Genomic DNA, 25,998 nt, shown 5'->3' with positions numbered 1-25,998 from the left:
TTTCAGTCGTAAACACGTGATGACGCGCAGTCACGGATCGCCCGCGTCCAGTCGGCCAGCGCGGGATCGCCCGCCGTGGCCTCGCACATCCGCTGCCACAGACCGGCCCTGGTCCAGCGGGTGAACCAGCGGTGCGCCGTGGGCACGGTGACGCCGAACGCCGCCGGCAGGTGCTGCCACGCGCAGCCGCTCGTGACCACGTACACGACCGCCGTCATGACCGTGCGCGCGTCGGCGGCGGCCCGGCCGCCGCCCTGGCGGCGGGGCGGCGGCTCCGGCACCAGCGGACGGGCCGCCTCCCACAGCTCATCAGGGACCAGACGCCGGGCGAGTGCCTCCATGACGCAGATCCTCCTCCATGATCCGCGCGCACGCGCGCTGAGCTGCCAAATGAGACGTGAGCCGAGGTGCGCGACGGCGATCGGCGCGGCTAGCCTCGGCGCTCGATCGGCGGCCCCCGGCCGTCCGCCGAGGGGACTCTCGGCGCCATCGACGAACGGAGCACAGCTATGACGATCCTCGTGACCGGCGCGACGGGCACGGTCGGGCGCATCGTGGTCGACCGCCTGCTGCGGGCCGGGCAGCGCGTCCGGGCCCTGACGCGCAACCCGGCGGGCGCCGCGCTGCCCGACGGCGTGGAGCTGGTGGCCGGGGACCTCGCCGGCGCGGCGGCGGCGCTCGACGGCGTGGACCGGGTCTACTACCTGGCCGGCATGCTCGCCCCCGAGACCGCGGCCGAGCAGGCCCGCGCGTTCGCCCGGCGGGCGGCCGAGGCCGGGGTGACCCGCGTGGTGACGATGACCGGCCTGGCGGTCACGGTCCGGCGGCCCGGCAGCTACGAGATGCTGCTCGAGGCGGAGGAGGCCGTCGAGGCGTCCGGCCTGGAATGGACGCACGTGCGGCCGGGCGAGTTCGCCGCCAACAAGCTGGACCTGTGGGCGCCGTCGATCCGGGCCGAGGGCGTGGTGCGCAGCGCCTTCCCCGACGCGCTGGGCGTGCCGATCCACGAGGCCGACATCGCCGAGGTCGCGGTCGCCGCCCTGCTGGAGGACGGGCACGCCGGTCGCGCGTACTCGCTGAGCGGCCCGCAGGCGCTCAGCCACCGCGAGCAGGCCGCCGCCATCGGCGACGGGCTCGGCCGGACCCTGCGCTTCGAGCCGCTCACGTACGGGCAGGCGCGCGCCGCCTGCATCACCGCGGGCATCCCGGCCGAGATCGCCGAGTATCTGCTCGGCTACCAGGCCGAGTACGCCGAGGAGCCGCCCGCGGTGCTGCCCGACGTCGAGCGGGTGCTCGGGCGGCCGGCGCGCACGCTCGCCGAGTGGGCCGCCGACCACCGGGCCGACTTCACCCCGGCCGCGTAGCGCCGGTCAGCGGGCCGCCTGCTGCGCCACGGGAGGACGGGCGCGCCGCGGGCGGGGGAGGAGCTGGACGAGCCCGGCGACGGCCAGCGCCACGGCGATCACGTAGATCAGCCCGTGCTGGAACGCCTGGCTCACCCCGCCCGCCAGGCCGCCGTAGAAGACGATTCCGACGATCCCGACGCCGAGCGCGGCCCCGACCTGCTGGACCGTCGTCAGCACCCCGGCCGCGGACCCGGCGTGACGGGGCGCGACCCCGGCCAGCACCGTGCCCATGATCGGCGCGAGCGCCAGCCCCATGCCGAACCCGTCCACGGCCAGGATCGGCACCAGCCACCCGAGCGGCGCCTGCGCCGCCACGGCGGCGAGCAGCACGGTGAGGGCGACCGCCCTGGTCAGCCCGCCCGCCGCGATCGCCTGACGGCCGAGCCGCGCGACGAACCTGGGCGCGAGCCGCGAGGCCGCCAGGTAGCCGAGCCCGATCGGCGTGAAGACCAGCCCGGCCTCCAGCGCGTCCAGCCCGGCCGCGCCCTGCACGTACAGGGCGAAGATCAGGAAGTACGCGGCCATGCCCATGGTGAAGGCGAGCTGGGTCAGCAGGCCGGCGGTGAACGCCCGCTCGCGGAACAGGGCCAGGTCGATCAGCGGCGAGGCGTGCCGGCGCCGGCCGTAGGCGGTGAAGAGCGCGAGCGCGACGAACGGCGACAGCCACGTCCACAGCGGCCAGCCCTGCTCGCGCCCCTCGATCAGCGGCAGCAGGGTCGCCACCAGCGCGCCGGTGACCAGGGCGGCCCCGCCCAGGTCGAGCCGCGCGGCCGTGCCGGCGCGGCTCTCGGGCACCACGGCGCGGGTCAGCGCGAGCGCCGCCACGCCGATCGGCACGTTGATCAGGAAGCAGGCCCGCCAGCCGAGCCCGAACAGGTCGGCCTGGATCAGCACGCCGCCGATGAGCTGCCCGAACACCGCGGCCAGCCCCATGGTCAGCGCGTAGGCGTTGAGGGCCCTGGCCTGGGCGGCGCCGCTGTAGGCGGTGCGCAGGATGGCGAGCACCTGCGGGGTGAGTGCCGCCGCGGCCAGTCCCTGGGCGACACGGGCGGCGATGAGCGTGGCCGCGTCGGGGGCAAGGCCGCACGCCAGCGAGGCGAGCGTGAACAGGGCCAGCCCGATGGCGAACACGCGGCGGCGGCCGAACAGGTCGCCGAGCCGTCCGCCGAGGATCAGGCCGGACCCGTAGGCCAGGCCGTAGCCGGCGACGATCCACTCGACCTCGGCGGCTCCGGCGTGCAGGTCACGCTGGATGGCGGGGATGGCGACGTTGACGATGAAGAAGTCGAGGATCGTGACGAACACACCGGTCAGCACTGTGGGAAGGGTGCCCGCGCGGGGCATGGCAGCTCCAATAGATAGAACGGTCGGTATACGCCGCCATTAGATAGAATGGTTGGTCTAAGTGTCAATCCGCCGTTCTTCGATCGGATGCGTGATGAGCAGACCGGGCCCGCGCGAGCGGCTTCTCGAAGCCGCCAGCGACCTCACCTACGAGCACGGCGTCCACGTGGGCGTGGACGCGATCCTCAAGCGGGCCGACGTTGCCCGCCGCTCGCTCTACCAGCACTTCGGCGGCAAGGACGGGCTGATCGCCGAGACGCTCGCGACCGCCGGGCTCGACGCCCGCTACCGGCAGGTGATGGACGGCGCCGGCGACGACCCCCGGGACCGGGTGCTGGCCGTCTTCGACGCGCTGGACGAGATCACCACGCGGCCGACGTTCCGCGGCTGCCGCTACACGGCGGCCGACCTGGCCCTCACCGACCGGGACCACCCCGCCCACGCCGAGGTCCGCGCGTACAAGGAGAGGCTGCGGGGGCTGTTCGAGGACGAGCTGCGCCGCCACGGGCACCCCGAGCCCGGCTTCGGCGCCGAGCAGATCCTCGTGCTGATCGACGGGGTGCTCGCGCACGCCGTCACCCGCCCCGGCGCCCACCCCGCCCGCGCCGCCCGGGCGATGGCCGAGGCGGTGCTCGACCGGCGCGCCTAACCGGCCAGCGTCTTGCGGAGCAGCTCGGCGAACGCGGCGGGGTGGGTGCTGAGCCCGGTGTGCCCGCCGGGGAAGTGCACGAGCTCGGTGCCGAACCGCACGGCCAGGCAGGCGGCGGGGCGGTAGGGCAGCTCGCCGCGCGATTCGTCGCCGGCCGCGAGCACCAGCCGGCCGGCCAGGGCCGCCAGCCGGTCCACGTCGGGGGCGTAGGCCATGAAGGCGGGCACGATCCGGCCGAGGAAGTAGGGCAGGTTGGCCATCGTCCGCTCCGCCCGGGCCGCCGCGCCGGGCGGCAGCTCGGCCGGGGCGGCGGATTCGGCGGGCCCGGCGGGTTCTGCGCCGCCGGGCCGCCGCAGGGCCGCCGCGAACTCGGCGACCGCCGGCATCAGGCCCTCGCGGCGGAAGGTGTCCTGGACGCGGGCGAGCATCGCGCGGTGCTCGGCGGCGTCGGGCAGCACCTCCACCACGGGCGGCTCGTGCGCCACCACGCGCTCGACCCGGTCCGGGTGGGTGGTGAGCAGGTGCAGCGCGACGATCGCCCCCGAGCTGCACCCGGCCACGCGGGCGGGCGCGCCGGGCGACAGCAGCTCGATCAGCCGGTACGCGTCGTCGGCGTGCGAGGCGACATGCTGCTCGGCGCCGGGGTCGTCGAGCGGGCTGCGCGACATGCCGCGCGCGTCGTACGAGGCCACCGTCCAGTCGGCGGCCAGCACGTCGGCGACGCCGTCGTAGGAGGCGGCGTCGCCCGCGCCGCCGGGGATCAGCAGCAGGAGCGGGCCCTGCCCGCGCACCTCGTAGTGCAGGGTCGCGCCTGCCACGCGCAGGCGGCCGGTGGCGGGGACGGTCATGACGGATCTCCTTCACGTGCGGGCCAGCGCTCCAGGAGCGCGTGCAGGGCGTCGAGGCAGCGGACCCAGGAGTCCGCGGCGGGCCGCGCGTGCGCGAACCCGCCGGCCGCCTCCAGACTGACGAAGCCGTGCAGCGTGCTGCGCACCAGCCGGACCGCGTCGGTCAGGTCGGGCTCGGCCAGCGCGTAGGCGCGCAGCATGCTGTAGGTGAGCTCGATCGCGCGCCGCGGCCCGGGGGCCCGGGCGGCCAGCTCGGGATCGATCCGCGCCGGGACCTGCGTCGCGGTGTAGCGGCCCGGGTGGTCGTGGGCGTAGGACCGCCACGCGTCCGCGAACGCCACCAGCGCGTCCTTCCCGGCCCGCCCGGCGGTCGCCTCGGCGATGCGGATCGTCTTCTCGTCCGCCGCCAGCAGCGCGATCCGGCCGCGCAGGTCCTCCAGCCCGCGTACGTGCACGTACAGGCTCGCGTCCTTGACGCCGAGCCGCCGCGCCACCGCCGACATGGTCACGTGCTCCAGCCCGACCTCGTCCGCCAGCTCGGCGCCCGCGGCCGTCACCCGGTCCGCCGTCAGCCCTGCCCGCGCCATCCGCACTCCTAGAGTCGCTAAACAAAACCTAATGAGCCTAGGCTATTCCTCGCTGTTCCAGGATGGCAAACTGGTTCGATGACGTACGAACAGGACGCGGCGACCGCTCACGCCTGGGCCGCGCTCGGCGGGCCGCCCGAACTGGCGGCGACGGTCGCGTACGAGGGGGCGGGCGACGTCCTGGCCGCGCGGCTGCCGGTGCGGGAGCTGGCCCGGGCGAGCGTGGGCGTGTGCTCGCTGGCGGCGGCCGAGCTGCTGGCGCGGCGCAACGCGACGCCGCTGCCCCCGGTGCGGGTCCGGGAGGCGGCGGTGGCCACGGCCTTCGCCAGCGAGCGGCACCTGCGCGTCGGCGGCAAGTCCCCGCGGGCGTTCGCGCCGCTGTCGCGCTTCTGGCGCGCGGCCGACGGCTGGGTCCGCACCCACGCCAACTACCCGCACCACCGCGCCCGGCTGCTCGGCGCCCTCGGCGTGGCCGACACGGGGGACGACCCGGACCTGGCCGAGACCCTGGCCGCCGAGCTGGCCGCCCGCCCCGCCCGGTGGATCCAGGAGACCGTCTACGCGGCCGGCGGCCTGGCCGTCGCCGTCGCCCCGCCCGGCGGCGCCGCCCACCCGCTCGTCGAGACCGCCCCCTCGGACGTGAGCCGCCGGGACCCGCTGCCCCCGGCGCCGCTGCCCGCCGCCGGGGTGCGCGTCCTGGACCTGACCCGGGTCATCGCCGGCCCCGTCGCCACGCGCACCCTGGCCCTGCTGGGCTCCGACGTGCTGCGCGTCGACCCGCCGAACCTGCCGGAGAGCGCCGACAGCCACGCCGACACCGGGATGGGCAAGCGCTCGGCGCTGCTGGACCTGACCGCCGCCGACGGCCGGGCCGCCTTCGCCGAGCTCGTCGCCACTGCCGACGTCGTCGTCCACGGCTACCGCCCCGGCACGCTGGAGGCGCTCGGCCTCGGCGACGTGCTCGCGAGGCGTCCCGGCCTGATCGTCGCCCGGCTGTGCGCCTGGGGCTGGTCGGGGCCGTGGGCCGCGCGGCGCGGCTTCGACAGCCTGGTGCAGGCGGCGAGCGGCATCGCCGTGATCGAGGCGGGCCCCGACGGCAGCCCCGGCGCGCTCCCCGCCCAGGCGCTGGACCACGGCACCGGCTACCTGCTGGCCGCCGCCGTCCTGCGCGCGCTGACCGACCGGCAGCGCACCGGGCTCGGGCGCTCGGTCCGGCTCTCCCTCGCGGGCACCGCGTCCTGGCTGATGAACGACCTCCGTCCCGTCCCGGTCGAGGGCGACGGCTACGACGCGGGCCCGTGGCTGGCCGAGACCGGCTCCCCGTACGGGCTGCTCCGCCACGCGCTGCCGCCGGTCCACTACGAGGGCGCGCCCCGCACCTGGCGCACCCCGCCGTCCCTGTGGGGCGGCGACGCTCCCGCCTGGACGCCCGGCTAGCCGCGCCGCATTCCGGGCGCTATCCCCGCCGGGCCTCGAGCGCGTCCAGGATGAGGTCGAGGCCGTAGCCGAACTCCTCCGCGTAGTCGTAGCCCGGCCGCAGCGCGTGGTCGGTGATCATCTCCCGCAGGTACGGCAGGCCGTCCGGGAGGTGCTCCAGGATGTCGCCGGCCACGTCCTCCATCTCGGCGGGCGTGGACAGCGGCAGGTTCGCCTCCTGCAGCACGAAGCCGCCGACGTAGCTGTCGACGAGCGAGACGGCGTGGGCGGCCATCGGCAGCGAGAACCCCGCCTCCCGCAGCACGCCGAGGACGGCGTCGTGGTGGCGCAGCGTCGCCGGGCCCGGCGAGCGGCGGGAGTCGATCAGGCCGAGGGCCCAGCTGTGCCGCGAGAGCACCGCGCGGGCGGAGCGGGCGCGGGCCCGGATCGCCGCGCGCCAGTCGCCGTCGCCGGGCCGGGGCAGCTCGATCGCCGCGAACACCGCGTCGACCACGCCGTCGAGGATCGCGTCCTTGTTCGGCACGTGGTGGTAGAGCGACATCGCCTCCACGCCCAGCTCCTGTGCCACCCGCCGCATCGTGATCGCCTCGGCGCCGCCGCGGTCGGCGACCCGGATCGCGGCCTCCAGCACGAGCTGCCTGCTGAGCGGCTGGCGAGGTGGTGACACGACGGCTCCCGGGACGGCGGCAGGGGTTGACAGCCTTACGAGTGTAAGTCAGCCTTACGGGCGTAAGCCCGAGATGAGGAGATGCCGATGCCGATGCCGCTGTGGTGGGGGCGCCTGAACAAGCGCGTGTTCAACCCCCGGGCGGTCGCCCGGGGGTCGTGGCCGGTCCTGACGCACGTCGGCCGCGTCTCCGGCGCCACCTACCGCACGCCGCTCGACGCGCACCCGGTCGACGGCGGCTACCTGTTCGTCCTGGTGTACGGGTCGGGCGCCGACTGGGTGCGCAACATCCTGGCCGCCGGGGAGGCGCGGCTGCGGGTCGGCGGCAAGGAGGTGGCGCTCACCGCCCCGCGCGTCGTCGGGCGGGAGGAGGCGTTCCGGGCGCTCCCCGCCGGGGTCAGACGCCCACCGAGGCTGCTGCGCATCACCGAGTTCCTCCGCATGGACACGGGAATGGACACGACCCCGGAGGGCTGAGGAGCCCTCAGGACGCGCCGCCGTCCGTGCGCACCGGCAGCGCGGTCAGGGCCCGCTGCATGCCCGGCCGCCAGCCGATCTCGGCCGCCGGCACGGCCAGCTCCAGGCCGGGGAAGCGGTCGATCAGCGTGCGCAGCGCGATCTGCGTCTCGGCCCTGGCCAGCGCCGCGCCCAGGCAGTAGTGGATGCCGTGGCCGAACCCCAGATGGGCGTTGTCCCCGCGGCCCACGTCGAGCAGCTCCGGCCGGTCGAAGCGGCGCGGGTCCCGGTTCGCCGCCGCGTACACCACCTGCACCGCCTCGCCCGCCGGGATGCGCGTGCCGCCGAGCTCCACCGGCTCCAGCGTGTAGCGCATCACCGCGATCTCGGCCGGTCCGGTGACGCGCAGGAACTCCTCCACGGCCGCCGGGACGGCGTCCAGGTCGTCGCGCAGGCGCGCGAGCAGCTCCGGGCGGGTGAGCAGCAGCCGCACGCTCTGGCTGATGAGCGAGACCGTGGTCTCGTGCCCGGCGATCAGCATGCTGATCCCCAGCGCCACCAGCTCCTCGTCGGCCAGCCGGTCGCCGTCGTCCTCCTGGACGCGGACCAGCGCCGACAGCAGGTCCTCCGCGCCGTCGACGCCGTCCGTGCCGGCGGCGCGCTTGGCCGCGACCAGCTCGCTCATGTACGCGACCAGGCCCCGCGCCCCGGCGGCGATGCGGGCGGGGTCGGGCGCGGTCAGGTCGCCGGCCCACGCCCGCCAGATGTCGCGGTCGGCTGAGGGCACGCCGAGCAGTTCGCAGATGACCTGGATGGGCAGCGGGTACGCGAACCGCTCGATCAGGTCGAACTCCACCGGCAGCCCGTCGAGCAGCGCGTCGGTGATCTCCTGGATGCGCGGGCGCAGCCGCTCCACGCGCCGGGCGGTGAACCCGCGCGACACCAGCCGCCGCAGCCGCGTGTGGTCCGGCGGGTCGTAGGCGCCGAGGGTGCGCAGCAGGTAGGGGGCCACGTCGTCGGGCAGCCCGGCGGCGGCGGCCACGTCCAGCTTGGACTGCCGGGAGATGTCGCTGCTGAAGCGCGGGTCGGTCAGCGCGGTCACGCACTCGTCGTAGCCGGTGACCAGCCAGATCAGGGTGCCGTCCAGGTAGCGGCCCCGGCTGACCGGTCCGTTGCCGGCCAGCCCGGTCAGGAAGGCGTCGCGGTCGGCCGCGGTCATCAGGCCGAGGATCTGCGGCTCGGTGGTGCTCATGCTCATGACTCCAGAAGGTCGGGGGGAAGGGGGGGGAGACGCCGTCATGGGGACCGCCGCTCCTCGCGGACCGCGTCCCAGGCGTCCAGGACGCGGTCGTCGGTGAACAGGCCGCGGGTGAAGATCTCGATCCCGGCGCGGGAGGTGCGCAGCGTCCGGTCCGTCTCGGACCCGCCGCCCGGCAGCGCCCGCGTGAGGTGCTCGCCGAACGTCAGCGGCGCCAGCAGCCACGTCACGTAGACGGCGGCGCGGGCGCGCGGGTCGTCGCTGGGACGCACCCGGCCGGTGCGGACGCCCTCCTCCAGCCAGCGTTCGGCCGCCGCGACGATGTCGTCGAACAGCGCCGCCGCCGCCGGGCTGCCGTCGAGGAACGCGCGCCCCAGGTAGAGCCGCATCGCCGAGCTCGCCTCCAGCATGGCCGCCAGGCCGCTGACGTCGTCGAGGTCCGCGCCGGGGCCGCCGCGCACCATCTCGACCACGTACGCGTCGCACGCCTTGCGCAGCCCTTCCTTGGAGCCGAAGTGGTGCAGGACCAGCGCGGCGGACACGCCCGCGCGGGCGGCGATGGCGCGCACGCTCACCCGGTTGACCCCTTCGGCGCCGAACAACTTCAGTGCCGCGTCCCGGATCCGGGCCCGCCCGGTCAGGTCACTGTCTGAACGCATGAACAGGATGCTAAACGATTGTTCAGCTCGATGGGAAACTACTAACTGGCTTAGTAGCTGGTCGGCATGTCGCTGCTGGGTTTATGGGGTTCTTACTACGGCGCGTAGTAGCCTGCCGTTCTGGTCGTCACAGGAGGAGCGGTGGGAGTTCGGCAGCGGCGTCTCGCGATGCGTGTCGCGCGTGCCGTCCTGCTGGTCGCCGTCGCCCTGGGCGTCTACGGCATGCACACGCTCGGCCACCACAGCGGCCACCACGGCGGCCACCAGGCTGGCGGGCATCACGCGCACGAGCCCGGGTTCGCCCAGGGGCAGGAGCTGCCCGATCTCGACCCGGCCGCCGTGTGCCTGGCGGTGCTGACCTCGTTCCTGATCGTCGCCACGGCGGCGGCGTGGATCGTGCGACGGCGGGGGAGCGCGACCCCTGGGCGGGCCCCCTCGGCGCGGCGGGTCGCCAGGCCGCCGCCCGACCCCGTCTCCGTGCGCCTGGCACGACTCTCGGTGCTGCGCATATAGGCCGGCGTCCGCCCCCGCGACGGATGCCCGTACCCACGAACCGAGAGAACGACAACCATGCGCACCAACCGTACGATCACGATCACCGTCACCGCCGGCGCGCTCGCGCTTCTGACCGCGTGCGGCGCCACGGCATCGAACGACGCCGCTCCGGCCGCGAGCGCCACTGCCACCGCCGCTACGGCGGCGACGCCGTCGCAGGCCGGGTTCAACGACGCCGACGTCATGTTCGCGCAGATGATGATCCCGCACCACGAGCAGGCGGTCGAGATGGCCGAGCTCGCCCCGGACCGCGCGGGCGACCCGCAGATCAAGGAGCTGGCGGCCCGGATCAAGGCGGCGCAGGACCCCGAGATCGCGACCATGCAGGGCTGGCTGACCACGTGGGGCAGGCCCGCCCCCGAGGGAGGCATGGGTCATGAGATGCCCGGCATGATGTCCGAGGCGGACCTGGCCAAGCTGAAGTCCGCCAAGGGCGCGGAGTTCGACAGGCTCTTCGCCGAGCAGATGATCGCCCACCACGAGGGCGCGATCGAGATGGCCCGCACCGAGCAGGCCGGCGGCGCCGACCCGGCCGCCAAGGAGCTCGCCAAGACGATCGAGACCGCCCAGCGGGCGGAGGTGGCCGAGCTGCGGAAGATCCTCGACCGGCTCTGAGCCGGGCTAGAAGGGCAGCACCGCGTGACAGTGGTGCACCAGCAGGGCGCTCAGCCCGGGCGCCGCGGCCAGCGTCGCGGGCCCGGCGAGCAGCAGCGTGACCGTCAGCCCCCCGGTGAGCCGCTCACGGCGGCCGAGCGGGGGCTGCGGGCTCAGCATGCGGCGGATCCGCAGCAGGGCCGTCTCGCCGCCCGCCCCCAGGGCGGCGGCGGGCGCCCGCCCGGTGGCGAGGCGGACCAGGGCGGCGGCCAGGTGGGCGCGCGGATGGCGGCGGGCGGCCACGTCGTCGGCCAGCAGCTCGACCAGCCGCGCTACTTCCGCCCGCGCCTCGGCGAACAGCGGCACCCGGGGGCAGGCCCGCGCGAACGTCTCGGCGGCGGCCAGCAGCAGATGGTGGCGGCCGCGCAGGTGCGCCCGCTCGTGCGCGAGCACGGCGGCGACCTGCTCGGGAGCCAGCGACCGCAGCGCGCCGGTGGTGATGACCGCCTGCCCCCTGCGGCCGGGCACGCAGTAGGCCAGGCGCTCGTCGTGGTCGACGACGAGCGCGCCGAGCCGGTTGTCGTGCCGCCCGAGCAGCGACAGCGCCTCGGCGTGCCGCGCCCGCTCCCGGCGCGCGCCCGCCAGGACGGCCCCGCCCGCGCACGAGCCCCACACCACCACGGACGTGGCGACGGCGAGCGCGGCCAGGACCCGCGCGAGGTCCGGGCGCGCGTCACCGGCGAACATGGCCGCGCAGATCTCCAGCCACCCGGCGAGCCCGTGACCCACCACCGGCCCCGGCACGGCGGCCGCGAACACCGCGAGCAGCGCGGACACGGGCACCGACCCGCAGGCGGCCAGCCACATCGCGATCGCCCGCCGGGGCGCCCGGTCGGCCCAGCCCGCCCGCCGCAGCAGCCGGGGCAGCGCCAGGGCCCCGGCGACGCAGTGGAGCGCGAGGATCACCGCGACGATCACGTGTCGCGTCCCCCCGGGGGGTATACCTGAAGGGCCGCCTCCAGGGCCTTGGCCTCCTCGGGCGTGAGCCGTTCGAGGAAGTGCACCAGCGTGGCGGCCCGGTTGCCGCTCCCGGCCAGCGACGCGCGCATGACCTCGGCGGTGTAGGCCTCCTTGGAGGAGACCACCTCGTAGACGTAGGCCCGGCCGACCGGCTCGCGGCGCAGCAGCCCCTTGGTGTGGAGCTTGTCCATCACGGTCATCACCGTCGTGTAGGCGATGGCGCGCTCCCGGCGCAGGTGGGCGAGCACGTCGCGGACCGTGGCGGGCTCGTTGGTGGCCCACAGATGATCCATGATCGTGGATTCGAGCTCTCCCAGACCCCGCGCCATCACCCCATGCTAGCGGCGAGCACCGACTCCAGCGGTTCGCCGGCCGCGACGGCCCGCTTGACCCGGACGAAGTCCCTCGGCGCGTCGACCCCGACCACGCCGACCAGCGTCCCGGCCCTGGCGAACGCGACGGCGAACCGGCCCTCCTCCGGGTCGCCGGCGGCCACGCGCGCCTCGTCCGCCAGGTGCGGCAGCCCGGCCGTCTGGACGGGGACGCCGTGCACGTGCGTCGCGAACGCGGGCAGCCCGGCGTAGGGCGTGGCGTCCTCCCTGCCGGCGAGCAGGTTCAGCGCGGCGGCGGCGCCCTGCTCGTTGGCGTTCGCCCAGTGCTCGACGCGGACGGACGCGCCCCCGTACCGGGCGTGCGGCCAGCGGGCGACGTCGCCTGCCGCCACCACGCCGTCGGCGCCGGCCGCGAACAGCGCCGCGTCGCACACCACCCCGTCGTCGAGCGTCAGCCCGCTGCCGCGCAGCCAGCCGGTCTCGGGGACCACGCCCGTCGCGGCGATCACCAGGTCGGCGGGGAGCGTGCGCCCGTCGTCCAGCCGCACCCCGCTCACCCGGCCGGCCCCCTCCAGGCCCGTCACGCGGCGGCCGGGGACGAGGTCCACGCCGTTGCTCCGGTGGTGGCCGGCCAGCCAGCGCGAGGCCAGGTCGCCCAGCACGCCGCTCATCGGGTACGGCGCCGCGTCGACGAGGGTGACCGCCAGGCCGAGCGAGCGGGCGGTGGAGGCGACCTCGCCGCCGATGAAGCCGCCGCCGACGACCACGACGTGGCGGTGCCCGGCGGCGAGCTCGGCGCGCAGGGCGAGGGCGTCCTCGACGGTGCGCAGCGTGTGGACGCCCTCGAGGGCGCCGGGCAGCGGGCGCGGCCGGGCGCCGGTGGCGATGACGAGCCCGTCGTAGCGGACCTGCGTGCCGTCGTCCAGGGTGACGAGCCGGCCGGCCGTGTCCAGCCGCATCGCGTTGCGGCCCCGCAGCCAGCGCTCGCCCAGCTCCTCGGCGCCGGGCAGGGTGATCTCGTCGTCGCCCCTGAGCATGCTCTTGGACAGCGGCGGCCGGTTGTAGGGCAGGTGGCGCTCCGCGCCGACGACGACGATCTCGCCCGCGAAGCCGGCGCCGCGAAGGGTCTGCACGGCACGGAGCCCGGCCAGTGACGCGCCCACGACCGTGATGGTGTTCAACGTTGTCATGCCGGGGACTATATACCGGGAGGGGGTATGAGCCATACCCCTGCGGGGTTGGGGTTGCGCCGACGCGCATCGTGCCGTAGGTTCAACCCGGCGATACCCGATGGGGGTATCCGGGACCGAAGGGGAGTCGGCATGAGCAGCAGCATCTACACCGTGAGCGGGATGACGTGCGGCGGCTGCGCGGGCACGGTGAAGACCGAACTGGGCAAGATCTCCGGCGTCACCGCCGTGGACATCGAGCTGGCGACCGGCCGGGTGACCGTGACGGGCGACGGGCCCGTGGACGAGGCCCTGGTGCGCGACGCCGTCGAAGGGGCGGGCTACGAGCTCACCGCCGTCTGACCTGCGGGGCGAGCGCGGGCGGCCACCGGTTGGGTGTGGCCGCCCGCGCCCCTTTCCCGGGCGCCGGCCTCTGGGGCGTCAGCGCGTCTGGACGCGGAGGGAGATGATCGTGCCGGGCGGGATGGTGGCGGACGAGACGGCCCCGGGGGAGACCCACGGGCCGACGTTGTAGACGTAGCCGACGGCGGGGTTGACGTGCAGGACGGTGATCGCCACCTGGTGCTGGCCGGTGCCGCCGGTGCAGTGGCTGCTGGCCGTGGATCCGTTCACGCTGGTGGTGCAGCCGGTGGGCACGGCGTGCGCCGCCGGGGCGAGGCCCGCGAACAGCGCGGTGGTGAGCAGGGTGACCGCGGGAAGGCCGGTGGCCCACTTCCTGGATGGCACGAGGACGCCTCCTGATGGGGGTGCGGGGGGTGCGCGAATCTTCTTTTAGGAAACTTTCCTAAGCGAAAGATAGCCGCGCCCGCCCCGGCGTCAACCCCCGCGATCGATCAGCGCGCCCCCGGGGGGATCAGGGCAGCTTGGCGACGGTCAGCAGGACCGCGGAGTCCTCCAGCGCCTCCAGGTCGTGGCGGGCGTCCGGCACGATGAGCAGGTCGCCCGTGCGCCCCTCCCACGACTGCGCCCCGGCCGACATGCGGACCCGGCCGTGCAGCACGTGCACCGTCGCCTCGCCGGGATTCTCGTGCTCCGCGAGCCGCGCGCCCTGCCGCAGGGCGATGACCGTCTGGCGCAGCACCTTCTCGTGCCCGCCGTAGACCGTGCCGGCCGCGTGACCGGCGGTGGTGCCGGCCGCCCGGTCGGCTTGCTGACGGGCCAGGGCGACGAGCGAGATCTTCTGCATGCCGCCATTATCGCAACCCGCCCCGCCGCCGCCCGGGCGCGGCTCAGCGCTCGGCGTCCTGCGGGTACCAGCGCAGCTCGACGGTGTTGCCGTCGGGGTCGAGCACGTACACCGACTGCGCGGTGCCGCGCGCGCCGAACCGGGGGACCGGCCCCTCCAGCACGGTGAAGACACCGGAGTCGATCACCTCCTGCCAGTCCAGCGGCTCCACCACGAGGCAGAGGTGGTCCACGTTGGACTCACCGCGCGGCTTGGCCACCAGGTCGATGATGGTGGACTCGCTGACCCGCACCGACGGGAACGGCGCCCTGCCCGCCCGCCACTCCTCGACCCGCACCTGTGCCAGGCCGAGCGTCCCCGCGTAGAACTCCAGGGACCGCTCGACGTCGGCGACGTTGAGCACCAGGTGGTCGAAGTCCTTCACGCGCATCTCGTTCTCCCGTTCTCTCAGGTGGATCACTCGCCGGCGGTCAGCACGTCCTCGCGGGCGGCGGGCGCCTTCCCGCGGCCGGTGCCGAGTGTGAGGAGCAGCGAGGCCGCTGTCAACGCGACCCCGAACCACACCACGCCGGCGACGCCCAGCCGGTCGGCGAACAGCCCGCCGAACAGCGCGCCGAGCGCGATGGAGGTGTTGTACGACATCGTGTTGAGCGACATCGCCGCCTCGAAGGTGTCCGGCGCGGCGGCCTGCGTCATGTTGACCTGGCACAGCTGCACCACGCCGAACGAGACGCCCCACAGGACCAGCGCGACGACCGCGCCGACCGGCCCGTCCCCGATCGCGAGCAGCAGGAGCAGCGACCCGACGAGCCCCGCGCAGCCCGCGACGAAGCTGCCGCGCAGGCTCCTGGTCACCGTGTAGCCGGCGATGAAGTTGCCCGCCGCGCCGCCCGCGCCGTAGACCATGAGCACCGCGGTGACGAAGAACGGCGTCGCCGACGCCGCCTCCTCCAGGTAGGGGCGCACGAACGTGTACGCGCCGAAGTGGCCCAGCACGAACAGCATCACGGTCACCAGCACCAGCCGCAGCGGCACGTTCCTGAGCGGCAGCCCGAAGACCTCCCGCACCGAGACGGCGTTCGCCGACGGCAGCGACGGGATCAGGGCGACGACCGCGACGAGCACCAGCGCGCTCAGCCCCGCCCAGATGAGGAACGTGGTCCGCCAGTCCGTGAGGCTCTCCAGCACCGTCCCCAGCGGGATGCCGACGACCGCGGCGATCGAGATGCCGGACATGACGATCGCCGCCGCCCGGCTCGCCTGCCGCTCCGGGACCAGCCGCATCGCCATGCTCACCCCGATGGCCCAGAACACGCCGCTGGCGAAGCCCATGACCAGCCGCGTCACCAGCACCAGCGGGTAGTTCGGCGAGATCGACGTGACCAGGTTGCCCGCCACCAGGATCACCAGCAGCACCGACAGCAGCACCCGCCGGTTGACCCGCCTGGTCCACGCCACGATGAACGGCACGCCCAGCCCGGCCGAGACGCCGTACAACGTGACCATCAGCCCCGCGACGCCCACGGAGATGGCCAGGCTCGCGCTCACCGGGGTGAGCAGCCCGACGGGCATCAGCTCCGTGGTGAGGAAGACGAACAGGCTCGCGGTGATCGCGGCCACCCCCAGCCAGCCTCGCAGGGCCGAAGGGGACGGCGTTTGCGCAAAAGTCATGATTCTTCCTTGTCATCGATCCAACGTCGTGCGGAAAGGCGTTCCAGCGCCCACACCGCGAAGGTCGCGGCCGACAGGGCGCCGCCCAGCAGGCTCACGCCGGTCCAGCCGGCCGCGGTCCAGGCCGCGGAGCCGAGCGCCGACCCGGCCGCGCCGCCGAGGAAGAACGCGGTCATGAAGGCGGAGTTGAGCCGGTTGCGGCTCTCGGGGCGGAGCGCGTAGACGACGTGCTGGCCGGCGTTCAGCACCGCCTGCTGGGCCATCGTCAGCAGGAGCACCCCGGCGACCAGCCACCCCGCCGACACCGGGCCGCGGCCGATCAGCGCCCACGACAGCGCCAGCACCGCCGCGCCGATCCCGCTGACCCGCTGCACCCACCCCCGGTCGGCCAGCCGGCCCGCGATCGGCGTGACGATCACCCCGGCGACCCCGGCCAGCCCGAACAGGCCGATCCCCGCCTCGCTCCAGCCGTACGGCGGGCCGGACAGCAGGAACGTGACCGCCGTCCACAGCGCGCTGAACGCGGCGAACGACAGCGCGCCCATCGCCGCCCGCAGGCGCAGCGCCGGCTCGTCGCGGAACAGCGCGACCGTCGAGCGCAGCAGCGCCGGGTACGACAGCCCGATCGGGGTGTGCAGACGCGGCAGGAAACGCCACAGCAGCACGGCCACGACCGCCACCAGCACCGCGTTCACCCAGTAGATCGTCCGCCAGCCGCCCAGCTCGGACAGCGTGCCGGAGACCGTACGGGCCAGCAGGCCGCCGAGCAGCAGCCCCGCCATCACCGTGCCCACGACCCGGCCCCGCTCGGCCGGCGCCGCCAGCGTGGCCGCGTACGGGACCACGACCTGCGCGGCCACGGACGCGAGCGCCGTCAACGCGGTGCCCGCCAGCAGCACCGGGGCGCTCGTCGCGAGCGCCGACACCACCAGGAACACCGCCGTGGCCGCGAACAGCACCACCGCCAGCCGGCGGCGCTCCACCAGGTCGCCCAGCGGCACCAGCAGGATCAGCCCCAGCGCGTAGCCGCCCTGCGCGGCCGTCACGACCAGCGCCGCCGTCGTGGCGTCCAGCCCCAGCTCCCGCCCGATCACGTCGAGCAGCGGCTGGGCGAAGTAGTTGCCGGCGACCGACAGCCCGGTGGCGACCGACATCAGCAGCAGCAGCCCGCGGCCCAGCCGGGCGGGAGCCTCCCCCGGGGGCGCGTGCCGCGCGGTTTCCGTCATGCCTCAAGGGTGGGGGAGCACCGATCAATGAGTCCAACACATAGTTTTCATAGAGATCGATCGTGATGCATCATGGATCGGTGGAACTGCAGCAGCTGAGATACGTCGTCGCCGTCGCCGAGACGAACAACTTCACCCGCGCCGCCGAGCGCTGCCGCGTCGTGCAGTCGGCGCTCAGCCACCAGATCGCCGCCCTCGAACGCGAGCTCGGCGCCCGGCTGTTCGAGCGGACCAGCCGCCGCGTCCGGCTGACGGCCGCCGGGGAGGCGTTCCTGCCCGAGGCCCGCCAGTGCCTGGAGGCCGCCGACCGCGCGCGGGCCGAGGTCGCCGCCGCCGGCGGCGAGATCCGCGGGCGGCTCGCCGTCGGCGCCATCCCCACCGTCGCCGCCGTCGACCTGCCCGTCGCCCTGCGCGACTACCGCCGCCGCCACCCCCGCGTGCACATCACGCTCATCTCCGCCGGCAGCGAGGACCTCATCGAACGCGTCCGCCGCGGCGGCGTCGACGTCGCCTTCCTCGGCCTGCCGCCCACCACCGAACCCAAGGGCGTGCGCAGCCGCCCGCTCGGCGGCGGCGAGCTCGTCGCCGTCGTCGCCCCCGGCCACCCCCTGGCCGGCGGCGAGGCCGACCTGCGCGCCCTGGCGGGCGAGCCGTTCATCGACTTCCGCGCCGGCCACGCCGGCCGCCAGCAGTCCGACGACGCCTTCGCCGCCGCCGGCGTACGGCGTGAGGTGCCGTTCGAGGTCTCGTCCGGCGACTTCATGGCCGACCTCGTACGGCAGGGCCTCGGCGTCGGCATGCTGCCCGCCGCCTACGCGCCCCGGTTCGCCGATCTGGGCGTCATCCGGCTGCGTGACGCGCCCACGCGGGTCGAGCACCTGATCTGGGACACCCGGCCGTCACCCGCCGCCGCGGCCTTCCTCGACCTCGTCCGCGAGACCCGGCCCGAGCGGGAGGAGACCGGGGCGGGCTGAGATCATCGACCGCATGACCCGGATCCTCACCCGCCGCGACCTGACCGCCCTGCTCGACCCCGCGGCCTGCCTCGAAGCCCTGCGCGACGGCTTCACCCGCGGCGACGCGGCCGTCCCCGGGCAGCGGATCCGCACCGACCTGCCGTTCCCCGGCACCGCCACCGCGCTCGTTCCCGGGCTGCTGCCGGGGATCGACGCCTACACGGTGAAGGTCAACGCCAAGTTCCCCGCCGCCACGCCCGCGCTGCGCGGGGTCATCTGCCTGCACAGCGGCCACGACGGCGAGCTGCTGGCGCTGCTGGACTCGGCGACGGTCACCGCCTGGCGCACCGGGCTGGCCGCCGCGCTCGGCACCCACACCCTGGCCGCCGATCCCGGGGGAGAGGCGGTCGTCGGCGTCATCGGCGCGGGGGCCCAGGCCGACCTCATGGTCACCGGCCTGCGCCGGCTCCGCCGCGTGACCAAGCTCCTCGTCCACGACACCGACGAGCCCCGCGCCCACGCCTTCGCCGCCCGCCACGCCGGCGCCCCCGCCCACTCCGCCCCCGACTCCGCCGCCACCCCCAACGCCGGCGGCCCCGCCCGCCCCGGGGCCGGAGCCGCTCACCCCGGCGGGTTGGCGGTCGAGGTGGCCGGGTCGGCGGGGGAGGTGGCCGAGCGGGCGGGGATCGTGCTGCTCGCGACCTGGTCGCGGGCCCCGCTGCTCCGCCTGGCCGACACGCGGCCGGGTCAGCACCTCACCAGCCTGGGCGCCGACGAGCCCGGCAAGTGCGAGCTGGCCGCCGACGTGCTGGAGGCCGCGCTGGTGGCCGTGGACGACCGGGAGCTGGCCGCCGCCATGGGCGCCCTGGCCGCGGCCGGTCTCCCGGCGGAGGCCGCCGACGCCACCCTCGGCGAGATCCTGCGCGGCGAGCACCCCGGCCGCACCGACCCGGAAGCGCGCACCGTCTACGCCCCGGTGGGCCTGCCGTGGCAGGACCTGGCCCTGTCCTGGCTCGCCTACCAGGAGGCCGGACGCCGCGGGATCGGCCTGGAGGTGGACCTTTTGGACACCCCCACCGGCTGACCTTGTGGGATGCTGGTGGGGTGACGCTGGAGGACCTGGTCCGGCTGCGCCGGGCCCGCGACGCGATGGACCGCGACTACGCCGAGCCGCTCGACGTGCAGGCGCTGGCCCGCGTCGCCCTCATGTCGCCCGGCCACTTCTCGCGCAGCTTCCGCGCGGCCTTCGGCGAGACGCCCTACAGCTACCTGATGACGCGCCGGATCGAGCGGGCCAAGGCGCTGCTGCGGCGGGGCGACCTGACGGTGACGGAGGTCTGCTTCGCCGTCGGCTGTACGTCGCTGGGCTCGTTCAGCTCGCGGTTCACCGAGCTGGTCGGCGAGACGCCGAGCGCCTACCGCGCCCGCGCCCACGACGAGGGCGCCGCCATCCCGGCCTGCGTGGCGAAGATCTACACCCGCCCGATCCGAAACGCCGATTCGAAGCGCACCTCCCGCCCGTAGTGTGGCAGGCATGGACATCAGGCTTTCGCAGTGCTTCATCGCCGTCGACGACCACGACAAGGCGCTGGCGTTCTACCGCGACGCCCTCGGCCTGGAGGTCCGCGCCGACGTGGAGTTCGAGGGGATGCGCTGGGTGACCGTGGGCGCGGCGTCGCAGCCGGGCGTCGACATCGTGCTCGAACCGGCCGTCACCGACCCCGGCGCCTCGCCCGCCGACCGGGAGGCCATCGCCGCCCTGCTGGCCAAGGGCCTGCTGCGTGCCGCGATCTTCGAGACCGACGACTGCGACGCCATGTTCGAGCGGGTCCGCGCGGCGGGCGGCGAGGTGCTGCAGGAGCCGGTCGACCAGCCGTACGGGGTCCGCGACTGCGCCTTCCGCGACCCGGCGGGCAACCTGGTGCGCGTCAATCAGCCGCTCGCCCGCTGACCCCGGGCGCCCCGCCGTAGCGCCTGCCGTATTGCCGGTATTTGCGCAGGTCATGGCAATGGTTCCGCCTGTGCCGCGTGGCCCGTCCGAGCGTGGGTAACGTGCCTGCGCAGGAGCGGAGGGGGCACGAGGGTGAACGCGTGGACCTTTGAGGGGCAGCCGGGGGCGCTGGGCGACACGGTGACGCTGGTCGAGGGGCCGTCGTTCTGCGTGTGCTCCCGGGGCGGCGACATCCTGCCGGGCCAGGCGCAGGGCGTCTACCACGCCGACACGCGGCTGCTGTCGTGGCTGGAGCTGCGGGTGGACGACGTGCCCGTCGAGGCGCTCCAGGTGATCCCGTCGGAGCCGTACCACGCCACGTTCCTCGGCAAGGCCGGGCCGCGCCCGGGGCGGGTGGAGAGCACGCTGCTGGTGGTGCGCGACCGCTACGTCGGCGGCGGCCTGCGCGAGGACCTGACGCTGCGCAACCTGTCGGACGAGCCGATCGGCTGCGCAGTCTCCGTCAACCTGGGCTCCGACGTGGCCGACCTGTTCGAGGTGAAGGCCGAACGGGTGCGCCACGCCACCGACGTGGAGATGACGCCGCAGGGGGCGGGGCTGCACATCTTCTCGGCGAGCCGGGCGCGCGGCGCCAGGGTCGTGGTGGAGCCCGCGGACGTGGGGGTGACGGCGGCGCCGGGGCTGCTGGCCTTCCGCGTGGTCGTCCCCGCGCGGGGGGAGTGGCGGGCCACGATCCTCGTCAACCCGATCATCGAAGGGGTGGAGACGTCGGCCTGGTTCCCCGCCAGCCACGCGATCGAGCACGCCGGCCCGGCCAGGCGGCTGGCCGACTGGACCCGCCGAGGCCCGGCCCTGCGCACCGCGAACAAGGGCCTCAACGAGGTGCTGCGCCGCTCCCGCCAGGACCTCGGCAGCCTGCGGCTGTTCGACCCGGACCATCCCGAGGACCCGCCGGCGATCGCCGCGGGAGCGCCCTGGTACATGACGCTGTTCGGCCGCGACTCGCTGCTGACCTCGTGGATGTCGCTGCCGCTCGACCAGTCCCTCGCGCTCGGCACGCTGCGCAGGCTCGCCCGCCTCCAGGGCGCCAAGGTCGACCCGCTGACCGAGGAGGAGCCCGGCAAGATCATGCACGAGCTGCGCTTCGGCGTGGGCGGCGGCGTCCCCGCGGACGGCGGCCAGGCGTACTACGGCTCCGTCGACGCCACCCCGCTGTTCGTCATGCTGCTGGGCGAGCTGCGCCGCTGGGGCCTGCATCCCGACGCCGTCGAGGAGCTGCTGCCGCACGCCGACGCCGCGCTCGGCTGGATCGAGCGCTACGGCGGCCCCGACGGCCTGCTCTGGTACCAGCGCAAGACCGACCACGGGCTGATCAACCAGGGCTGGAAGGACTCCTTCGACGGCATCACCTTCGCCGACGGGACCGTCGCCCGCCCGCCGATCGCGCTGGCCGAGGTGCAGGGGTACGTGTACGCCGCGCACGTCGCCCGCGCCCACTTCGCCAACGCCTTCGGTGACGCCGAGACCGAGCGGCGCTGCCTGGAGCGGGCCGACGAGATCCGCGTCCGGTTCAACGAGCGCTTCTGGCTGCCCGGCCGCGGCTACTACGCGATGGGGCTCGACGGCGCCGGGCAGCCCATCGACGGGCTCGGCTCCAACATGGGCCACTGCCTGTGGACCGGCATCGTCGACGAGGACCGGGCCGCGTCGGTGGCCGCGCACCTGATGTCGCCGGAGATGTTCACCGGCTACGGCGTGCGCACGCTGGCCTCCTCGATGGGCGCCTACAACCCGATGAGCTACCACAACGGCTCGGTGTGGCCGCACGACAGCGCGATCGTCGCCGCCGGGCTGATGAGCTACGGCTTCACCGAGGAGGCCCAGCGGCTGGCCGCCGGGCTGCTCGACGCCGCCCAGGAGCTCGGCGGCCGGCTGCCGGAGCTGTTCTGCGGCTTCGACCGGTCGGAGTTCGCCCAGCCGGTGCCGTTCCCCACCTCCTGCTCGCCGCAGGCGTGGGCGGCGGCGGCCCCGATCCACCTGGTGCGCTGCCTGCTGCGGCTGGACCCGTGGATCCCGGCCGGCAAGATCTGGATCGCCCCGGCCTTCCCCGAGGGCCTGGGCGACGTGCGCATCTCCGGGCTGCCCATCGCGGGGGCGCGCCTGGACATCGAGACCGCGGACGGCGGCCGGTCCGCCACCGTCACCGGCCTGCCGGACGGCATCGAGCTGATCGGCGAGCCGCGTCCACCCATCAGCACCGTGTGCAGGCGCTGACCTGGGGTAGCACTCAGCGCAGCCTTGCGGGGAGGGGGCTCGGCATGGGCTCATTGATCGATCTCGCGCCACAGCGGGTGCGGTGGCGCGCGGGTACGGCGGCGGGTCTGCGCATCGTGATGGTCGCGCCGCCGTGGCAGGAGGTGCCCCCGAAGGCGTACGGCGGCATCGAGGCGATGCTGGCCGACCTGATCACCGGCCTGGCCGGGCGCGGCCACGACGTGACGCTGATCGCCGCCGGCCGCGGCGGCGTGCCCGCGCGCTTCCTGCGCACCTACCGGGAGCCGCCGTCGGCGCGGATCGGCACCGTGCTGCCGGAGGTGCTGCACGCGGCCTGCGCCCAGCGGATGCTGTCGGCGCTCGAGGCCGACGTGGTGCACGACCACTCGCTCACCGGGCCGCTGACGGCCGCCGCCCGCGCGATTCCCACCGTGGTCACCTGCCACACCCGCTCCGACGGCGAGTACGGCGAGTACTACCAGGCGCTCGGCAGCCCGCTCGTGGCGATCTCCCACGCCCAGCGGGCGCTCGCGCCCGACCTGAACTGGGCCGGGACCGTGCACAACGCCCTGGACACGGGCTCGTTCCCGTACCGCGAGAGGAAGCAGGAGTGGGTGCTGTGGCTCGGCCGCTTCGGCGACGACAAGGGCGCGCACCTGGCGATCGACGCCGCCCGCGCGGCCGGGCGGCGCATCGTGCTGGCCGGCAAGCTCACCGAGGAGGTCGAGCGGGCCTACTTCGACGAGCACGTGCGCCCCAGGCTCGGCCCGGACGCCGTCTACGTCGGCGAGGCGGACGCCGCGCACAAGCGTGAGCTGCTGGCCGCCGCCCGCTGCCTGGTCTTCCCCATCCAGTGGGAGGAGCCGTTCGGCATGGTGGTGATCGAGGCGATGGCGTGCGGCACGCCGGTGGTGGCGCTGGCCCGGGGCTCGGTACCGGAGCTGGTCGTCGACCGCGTCACCGGTTTCGTGCTCGGCTCGCCGGAGGAGCTGCCCGCCGCCATCGAGGCGGCCGGGTCGCTCGACCCGGGCGACTGCCGCCGGCACGTGGAGCGGGCGTTCGGCGTCGGCGTGATGGTCGACGGGTACGAGCGCGTCTACCGGCGGATCCTGCGCTCGGCCACCGGCGGGCGGCCCGACCCGTACAAGAACCTGACCTCGGGCTAGCGTCACGCCCGATTTGTAGTGGTTTGTCGTTTTCGGTCGACGGGTAGCCGACCCAGGAGGGTGAGGAGGAGCCATGAGACACGACGAGTTCATCGGACAGGTACAGGCCCGCGCCCACCTCGGCGGGCGCGACAAGGCCGAACGCGCCAGCCGGGCGACGCTGGAGACCCTGGGCGAACGCGTCCCGGAGGGCCTGGCGGACAAGCTCGCCGCCCAGCTGCCCCACGAGATCGGCGAGAACCTGCGGCGCACCGAGGTCTACGGCGGCCTCGGCACCGGCGAGCACTTCGGCCGCCACGAATTCGTCCAGCGCGTCGCCGCCAGGGCGGGCGTCGACGAGCCCCGCGCCCTCTACCTCGCGCGGGTGGTGCTGGAGGTGACCGGCCAGGCGACGCAGGGCGGCATCATGAACAAGGTGCGCGACAGCCTCCCCGAGGACCTGCGCGACCTCGTCACCTCGGGCAGCCAGGGCGCCATCCACCACGGCGCCACCCATCACGGCGGCTGACGCGGCGCGGCCCTCAGGCCGTCGCCACCCACGGCAGGTCACCGGCCGGTATGTGCAACCGCGCGGCCTCAGGCCGTGCGGTCTCAGGTGCGGTCCCAGGCGTGTTCCCGGGTTGGGCGCCTTCGGTCTGTACGGGGCCGGTCCGTACGGGGTCCGTCCTCATGGTGCCGGGCCGCAGCGGGTCCGGCTGTTCGGGTGAGGCGACGCAGCGCCAGCACAGGGCCGGGCCGTCGGGCGGCACCGGGTGCCCGCAACTGCGGCACGCGCCGCCGCCGCACCCGCCGCAGGCCCCCACCTCGGCGCCCGTCGCGTCCCGGGGCGGGGTGCAGCCGTCGAGGCAGCGGACCAGGCCCATCTCCCGGTCGCTGAGGATGCGCCGCAGGTCCTCGTGATGGATCGGCTGCAGCGCGGCCAGCAGATCGGCGAGCGCGGCGTGGATGTAGGCCACGGCCTGCTGCAGCTCCTCGCGGTCGGTGGCGGGCGCGGGCGCGAACCCGAGCTGCCCGGTCAGCGTGCGCAGCCGGGCGCCGAAGCGCGCGCACTCGCCGATGACGCACGCCGCCATGTCGACCGGCTCCTGCGGCGGGTGATCAGTCATGTACCCACAGTAAGACGGGCGTCCCGGTTTCGCCGCGTATGACGCGCTGGCCCGGGACGCCCGGCTGACACCAGACGTAGGCGTCGTCAGAAGGTGACGTCGCTGCAGATGTAGTACGTCTGGTCCATGTGGGAGGCCTTCCACACCGTGTAGATCACGTGGCGGCCGGTGCGGCCGGAGGCGCTCAGGTTGCTGATGACGTAGTTCTGGCTGGGCGCGTAGCGGGGCGTCTCACGGATGAGCTCCAGGTGGTTCCAGCCGAGGGGCGTGGTCGTGGCGTCGTAGCCCTGGCGGGTGATGTAGACGCGGATGTAGTCGGCGCCGTGGCTGGCCTGGTCGTACAGGTTGATGGTGAAGGTGCCGCCGAGGCTCGTCGTCTTCCACGGGCCGGGCGTGTCGAGGGACCGGTAGCGGGCGCCCTCGGTGAGGCCGCCGCTGCACAGCTGGCCGTTGGGGACGGCGGCCTGGTGGTTGCCGCCGACGTTGTTGCGGTAGAGCCCGTTCCAGTTCCACATGGCGTTGGGGTTGTCCTGCCAGGCCTGCCAGCACATCGGGTCCTGCTGCTGCATGGCCGGGTTCTGGAAGTCGGAGCCCCAGCGCTGCCAGCAGCCGTAGTTGCGCGAGGCGGGATCGACGACCGATCCGTGCGCCGAGGCGCCGCCGGCGAGGGGGACGACGTTGAGCAGGGCTACGGACAGCAGCACGACTGCGGCGCGCAGGGCCCAGTGAGTCTTGCCGTGGGGCATGGTGGCGGTCTCCGTGTTCCGGTCAGGGGGTTCCGGGGGAGCGCTCCCGCGTGGGTTGAGGGGGACGCTATCTGACCGCAGTGCTGTCAACAACTGACTGACCCTGTAAGCAACCTGCCGGCCGGCCGTGATCAGCGGGGCGAGCAGCGGAAAGGCGTACGGCGATCCGGTTGAAAGTTTCACCGTCCGCCGGCCCGGAGACGGCGGAGCCCCCGCCCGGGCGGGCGGGGGCTCCGGAGAGGGTCGGATCAGGACTCGGGCGGGACGTAGCAGGACGGGCCGTTCGGGCCGCCGAAGCGGACGCCGTCGAAGAAGTCGCGGTAGTCGATGTAGAAGTTGCCCTTGCCGCCGGCGCTGGTGGTGGCGGTGCAGCCGCCCCAGTTCGCCTCGGAGTAGAGGTGGACCCTGGTGCTCGTCCGGTTCCAGTCGGACTTGGCGCGGTCGGCCATGCCCAGGACGGCCAGGTCGGGCGTGTCGCTGGTGATCTGGATGATGTCACCGGTGCCGTCGAGGCCGGAGAACATGCAGTAGTTCCCCACCTGGCACCGGTCGTACCCTTCGGCAGCCTGGGCGGGAGCGCTCATCAGGGAGGCCATCGCGAAAGCCGCGATCGGCACAGCCAGCAATTGAAGCTTCTTGCCCACCATTCCTCCATGGGTGAAACTTTTCTTCGGAACGGCTCGAACATACCTCGCCCGATCTTGCGCGGGAAGG

Annotated in this window: 32 protein-coding genes; 14 read left to right on the top strand and 18 right to left on the bottom strand. The window is 74.5% G+C overall.

The features are described 5' to 3' along the window. Window positions 1-2: 2 nt before the first annotated feature. Entirely contained in the window at window positions 3-341 is a 339-nt protein-coding gene (locus ACBI99_RS21555; protein WP_357589611.1) for a transposase, read from the bottom strand. 168 nt (window positions 342-509) lie between these two features. Between ACBI99_RS21555 and ACBI99_RS21550 the strand changes: the two genes are divergently transcribed. Continuing rightward, window positions 510-1,364 (top strand): NAD(P)H-binding protein, encoded by an 855-nt coding sequence (locus ACBI99_RS21550; RefSeq protein ID WP_375073238.1) that lies wholly within the window; start codon window positions 510-512, stop codon window positions 1,362-1,364. A 6-nt stretch (window positions 1,365-1,370) separates the two neighbouring features. On the opposite strand, the gene ACBI99_RS21545 is transcribed toward ACBI99_RS21550, so the two are convergent. After that, window positions 1,371-2,723: an MFS transporter gene (locus tag ACBI99_RS21545; protein ID WP_375073237.1), complete on the bottom strand. Its 1,353-nt coding sequence runs from the start codon at window positions 2,721-2,723 to the stop codon at window positions 1,371-1,373. 121 nt (window positions 2,724-2,844) lie between these two features. On the opposite strand from ACBI99_RS21545, the gene ACBI99_RS21540 reads away from it, so the two are divergent. Next, window positions 2,845-3,399: a TetR/AcrR family transcriptional regulator gene (locus tag ACBI99_RS21540; protein ID WP_375073368.1), complete on the top strand. Its 555-nt coding sequence runs from the start codon at window positions 2,845-2,847 to the stop codon at window positions 3,397-3,399. Here ACBI99_RS21540 and ACBI99_RS21535 read toward each other — a convergent pair. Beyond that, a complete protein-coding gene (locus ACBI99_RS21535; protein ID WP_375073236.1) occupies window positions 3,396-4,247 on the bottom strand; it encodes an alpha/beta fold hydrolase in 852 nt (283 codons plus the stop codon). The two genes, ACBI99_RS21540 and ACBI99_RS21535, sit on opposite strands and share 4 nt — an antisense overlap. Beyond that, window positions 4,244-4,834, bottom strand: coding sequence for a WHG domain-containing protein (locus ACBI99_RS21530; protein ID WP_357589621.1), 591 nt, complete (start codon window positions 4,832-4,834; stop codon window positions 4,244-4,246). The genes ACBI99_RS21535 and ACBI99_RS21530 overlap by 4 nt, the downstream gene beginning before the upstream one ends. Before the next feature lie 78 nt (window positions 4,835-4,912). On the opposite strand from ACBI99_RS21530, the gene ACBI99_RS21525 reads away from it, so the two are divergent. Further along, window positions 4,913-6,271, top strand: coding sequence for a CoA transferase (locus ACBI99_RS21525; RefSeq protein WP_375073234.1), 1,359 nt, complete (start codon window positions 4,913-4,915; stop codon window positions 6,269-6,271). A gap of 19 nt (window positions 6,272-6,290) precedes the next feature. Here ACBI99_RS21525 and ACBI99_RS21520 read toward each other — a convergent pair whose 3' ends face one another. After that, window positions 6,291-6,938, bottom strand: a complete 648-nt coding sequence (locus ACBI99_RS21520) for a TetR/AcrR family transcriptional regulator (protein ID WP_357589625.1) — start codon at window positions 6,936-6,938, stop codon at window positions 6,291-6,293. Window positions 6,939-7,025: 87 nt separating this feature from the next. Here ACBI99_RS21520 and ACBI99_RS21515 point away from each other — a divergent pair, with 87 nt between their 5' ends. Further along, entirely contained in the window at window positions 7,026-7,415 is a 390-nt protein-coding gene (locus tag ACBI99_RS21515) for a nitroreductase family deazaflavin-dependent oxidoreductase (RefSeq protein ID WP_357589627.1), read from the top strand. A 7-nt stretch (window positions 7,416-7,422) separates the two neighbouring features. Here ACBI99_RS21515 and ACBI99_RS21510 read toward each other — a convergent pair whose 3' ends face one another. Together ACBI99_RS21510 and ACBI99_RS21505 are read right to left on the bottom strand one after the other, a co-directional pair. After that, window positions 7,423-8,646, bottom strand: a complete 1,224-nt coding sequence (locus tag ACBI99_RS21510) for a cytochrome P450 (protein WP_375073233.1) — start codon at window positions 8,644-8,646, stop codon at window positions 7,423-7,425. A gap of 44 nt (window positions 8,647-8,690) precedes the next feature. After that, window positions 8,691-9,311, bottom strand: coding sequence for a TetR/AcrR family transcriptional regulator (locus ACBI99_RS21505; RefSeq protein ID WP_375073232.1), 621 nt, complete (start codon window positions 9,309-9,311; stop codon window positions 8,691-8,693). Window positions 9,312-9,479: 168 nt separating this feature from the next. Between ACBI99_RS21505 and ACBI99_RS21500 the strand changes: the two genes are divergently transcribed. Continuing rightward, window positions 9,480-9,824, top strand: coding sequence for a hypothetical protein (locus ACBI99_RS21500; RefSeq protein ID WP_375073231.1), 345 nt, complete (start codon window positions 9,480-9,482; stop codon window positions 9,822-9,824). Between the two features lie 57 nt (window positions 9,825-9,881). Beyond that, window positions 9,882-10,481: a DUF305 domain-containing protein gene (locus ACBI99_RS21495; RefSeq protein WP_357589633.1), complete on the top strand. Its 600-nt coding sequence runs from the start codon at window positions 9,882-9,884 to the stop codon at window positions 10,479-10,481. Between the two features lie 6 nt (window positions 10,482-10,487). On the opposite strand, the gene ACBI99_RS21490 is transcribed toward ACBI99_RS21495, so the two are convergent. From ACBI99_RS21490 to ACBI99_RS21480, 3 genes are read right to left on the bottom strand one after another with little or no spacing between them, the layout of a single operon-like run. Next, window positions 10,488-11,438, bottom strand: a complete 951-nt coding sequence (locus tag ACBI99_RS21490; RefSeq protein ID WP_219507323.1) for a M56 family metallopeptidase — start codon at window positions 11,436-11,438, stop codon at window positions 10,488-10,490. After that, window positions 11,435-11,809, bottom strand: coding sequence for a BlaI/MecI/CopY family transcriptional regulator (locus ACBI99_RS21485; RefSeq protein ID WP_219507322.1), 375 nt, complete (start codon window positions 11,807-11,809; stop codon window positions 11,435-11,437). The genes ACBI99_RS21490 and ACBI99_RS21485 overlap by 4 nt, the downstream gene beginning before the upstream one ends. Further along, entirely contained in the window at window positions 11,809-13,002 is a 1,194-nt protein-coding gene (locus tag ACBI99_RS21480; RefSeq protein WP_375073230.1) for an NAD(P)/FAD-dependent oxidoreductase, read from the bottom strand. The genes ACBI99_RS21485 and ACBI99_RS21480 overlap by 1 nt, the downstream gene beginning before the upstream one ends. 132 nt (window positions 13,003-13,134) lie before the next feature. On the opposite strand from ACBI99_RS21480, the gene ACBI99_RS21475 reads away from it, so the two are divergent. Next, window positions 13,135-13,344 carry a heavy-metal-associated domain-containing protein gene (locus ACBI99_RS21475; protein WP_219507321.1) on the top strand — a complete coding sequence of 70 codons (210 nt, stop codon included), beginning with the start codon at window positions 13,135-13,137 and terminating at the stop codon, window positions 13,342-13,344. A gap of 78 nt (window positions 13,345-13,422) precedes the next feature. Here ACBI99_RS21475 and ACBI99_RS21470 read toward each other — a convergent pair whose 3' ends face one another. The 5 genes from ACBI99_RS21470 to ACBI99_RS21450 form a co-directional block, all read right to left on the bottom strand. Next, on the bottom strand, window positions 13,423-13,728 hold the full coding sequence (locus ACBI99_RS21470) for a hypothetical protein (protein WP_375073229.1): 306 nt from the start codon (window positions 13,726-13,728) through the stop codon (window positions 13,423-13,425). Window positions 13,729-13,855: 127 nt separating this feature from the next. Beyond that, a complete protein-coding gene (locus ACBI99_RS21465) occupies window positions 13,856-14,188 on the bottom strand; it encodes a cupin domain-containing protein (protein ID WP_219507319.1) in 333 nt (110 codons plus the stop codon). Between the two features lie 43 nt (window positions 14,189-14,231). After that, window positions 14,232-14,618, bottom strand: a complete 387-nt coding sequence (locus ACBI99_RS21460; RefSeq protein ID WP_219507318.1) for a VOC family protein — start codon at window positions 14,616-14,618, stop codon at window positions 14,232-14,234. A gap of 26 nt (window positions 14,619-14,644) precedes the next feature. Further along, the gene (locus ACBI99_RS21455) at window positions 14,645-15,859 is read right to left on the bottom strand and encodes an MFS transporter (RefSeq protein WP_375073228.1); all 1,215 of its coding nucleotides are present in this window, start codon (window positions 15,857-15,859) and stop codon (window positions 14,645-14,647) included. Further along, on the bottom strand, window positions 15,856-17,085 hold the full coding sequence (locus tag ACBI99_RS21450) for an MFS transporter (protein ID WP_219507317.1): 1,230 nt from the start codon (window positions 17,083-17,085) through the stop codon (window positions 15,856-15,858). Before ACBI99_RS21450 ends, ACBI99_RS21455 begins: the two co-directional genes overlap by 4 nt. 80 nt (window positions 17,086-17,165) lie before the next feature. Between ACBI99_RS21450 and ACBI99_RS21445 the strand changes: the two genes are divergently transcribed. The 7 genes from ACBI99_RS21445 (at window position 17,166) to ACBI99_RS21415 (ending at window position 23,940) form a co-directional block, all read left to right on the top strand. Continuing rightward, window positions 17,166-18,059: a LysR family transcriptional regulator gene (locus ACBI99_RS21445; protein ID WP_219507316.1), complete on the top strand. Its 894-nt coding sequence runs from the start codon at window positions 17,166-17,168 to the stop codon at window positions 18,057-18,059. A gap of 13 nt (window positions 18,060-18,072) precedes the next feature. Then, window positions 18,073-19,125: an ornithine cyclodeaminase family protein gene (locus ACBI99_RS21440; protein WP_375073226.1), complete on the top strand. Its 1,053-nt coding sequence runs from the start codon at window positions 18,073-18,075 to the stop codon at window positions 19,123-19,125. Between the two features lie 65 nt (window positions 19,126-19,190). Beyond that, complete coding sequence (locus tag ACBI99_RS21435; RefSeq protein WP_246645267.1) at window positions 19,191-19,565, top strand: helix-turn-helix transcriptional regulator; 375 nt, start codon at window positions 19,191-19,193, stop codon at window positions 19,563-19,565. A 10-nt stretch (window positions 19,566-19,575) separates the two neighbouring features. Next, window positions 19,576-19,992: a VOC family protein gene (locus tag ACBI99_RS21430; protein ID WP_219507313.1), complete on the top strand. Its 417-nt coding sequence runs from the start codon at window positions 19,576-19,578 to the stop codon at window positions 19,990-19,992. A 132-nt stretch (window positions 19,993-20,124) separates the two neighbouring features. Then, a complete protein-coding gene (locus ACBI99_RS21425; protein WP_375073224.1) occupies window positions 20,125-22,266 on the top strand; it encodes a glycogen debranching N-terminal domain-containing protein in 2,142 nt (713 codons plus the stop codon). 44 nt (window positions 22,267-22,310) lie between these two features. After that, a complete protein-coding gene (locus ACBI99_RS21420; RefSeq protein WP_357589835.1) occupies window positions 22,311-23,432 on the top strand; it encodes a glycosyltransferase family 4 protein in 1,122 nt (373 codons plus the stop codon). A 73-nt stretch (window positions 23,433-23,505) separates the two neighbouring features. Further along, window positions 23,506-23,940, top strand: a complete 435-nt coding sequence (locus tag ACBI99_RS21415; protein ID WP_364170867.1) for a DUF2267 domain-containing protein — start codon at window positions 23,506-23,508, stop codon at window positions 23,938-23,940. A 13-nt stretch (window positions 23,941-23,953) separates the two neighbouring features. Here the strand turns inward: ACBI99_RS21415 and ACBI99_RS21410 are convergent, their stop codons facing one another. The 3 genes from ACBI99_RS21410 to ACBI99_RS21400 all read right to left on the bottom strand — a co-directional run bounded on the left by ACBI99_RS21410 (window position 23,954) and on the right by ACBI99_RS21400 (window position 25,901). After that, window positions 23,954-24,538 carry a hypothetical protein gene (locus ACBI99_RS21410; protein WP_375073222.1) on the bottom strand — a complete coding sequence of 195 codons (585 nt, stop codon included), beginning with the start codon at window positions 24,536-24,538 and terminating at the stop codon, window positions 23,954-23,956. 86 nt (window positions 24,539-24,624) lie between these two features. Then, entirely contained in the window at window positions 24,625-25,284 is a 660-nt protein-coding gene (locus ACBI99_RS21405; protein ID WP_375073221.1) for a lytic polysaccharide monooxygenase, read from the bottom strand. 248 nt (window positions 25,285-25,532) lie between these two features. After that, window positions 25,533-25,901, bottom strand: coding sequence for a peptidase inhibitor family I36 protein (locus ACBI99_RS21400; RefSeq protein ID WP_357589840.1), 369 nt, complete (start codon window positions 25,899-25,901; stop codon window positions 25,533-25,535). Window positions 25,902-25,998: the final 97 nt, after the last annotated feature.

This window comes from Nonomuraea sp. ATR24 (genome assembly GCF_041950485.1).
In the GTDB taxonomy this organism is placed as follows: Bacteria; Actinomycetota; Actinomycetes; order Streptosporangiales; family Streptosporangiaceae; genus Nonomuraea; species Nonomuraea ceibae.
This window is presented reverse-complemented; position numbering and strand designations above follow the sequence as displayed.